This is a genomic window from Mesorhizobium sp. M7A.F.Ca.CA.002.04.1.1, from assembly GCF_004022805.1.
In the GTDB taxonomy this organism is placed as follows: Bacteria; Pseudomonadota; Alphaproteobacteria; order Rhizobiales; family Rhizobiaceae; genus Mesorhizobium; species Mesorhizobium ciceri.
The window spans coordinates 1-857 of sequence record NZ_RZPL01001177.1 but is presented as its reverse complement, the minus strand read 5'-3'; the positions used below and the strand labels follow the sequence as shown (position 1 = coordinate 857).

The following is an 857-nucleotide window of genomic DNA, read 5'->3' as shown; positions in this document are numbered from 1 at the left end:
CGCGCGCGCCGGCCTTGCCGTCCTGCACCCGAAGCAGCGCGGCAAAGCGCGTGTAGGGATCGATGGCGTCGACGTCGAAGCCGGCAAAGGCGAGGTAGGAGCGCCGCGCATTCAGCATGTCGCCGGACAACTCGTAGACGCGGGCATTGTGGTAGAACTCGTCCGGCCGCTTCGGCTCGGCGATCGCCCCGCCCTGCGCGGCAAGGGCGGCAAAGCCCTTGGCGATGATGTCGATCGAGGCGGCGATCTGCTGCGTCGTCGCCTGCAGCTTCTCGGTCTGGGCCTGCTGCTGCGCCTGGCCGGCGACCAGCGTCTCGGTCTCCTTCTTCACCTCGTCGGTGGTCTTCTGCACTTCCGCCGTCTGCTCAGTCTGCTGCTGCTGGACGGACGCGATCTCGTCGGTCTTTTTCGCCGCCGTGTCGGTCGACTGCTTGACCGCGTCGACCGTCTTTTGCGTCTGCGTGACGGTCTGCTCGATCTTCGCAACTTTCTCGGTAACGATGCCCATCGACTGCTGCAGCCCGGCAATGGCCGGCACCAGGCTGGCGATCACCCCATGCTGGGCGTTGGTCTGCTGCTGCAGGCCGTAGACGCCGCCGGCGACGGCCGCCGCACTGGTGGCGAAGATCAAGGCCGGCAGCGCCTTGGCCGCCAGCACCAGCCGGAGCACGATGGCAATGGCGATGATGATTGCGGCCACCGCGGCGACCAGCGCGATATAGGCGGCGAACGGCGCCAGCGGATTGAGGATGTCGGATACGGCACCCCCGACAAAGGCGACGCTGCCAGCCCATTTGCCGGTGCGGCTGAGTGATGCCCTGATAAGCGAGGGCGCAGCGCCCCCGGCCCCGATGTTC

At 67.4% G+C, this 857-nt stretch carries 1 pseudogene; it reads right to left on the bottom strand.

Going from position 1 to position 857, the window contains the following annotated elements:
* Nucleotides 1–857 (bottom strand): annotated as a pseudogene (locus ENZ75_RS33130) (methyl-accepting chemotaxis protein); the annotation flags it as partial.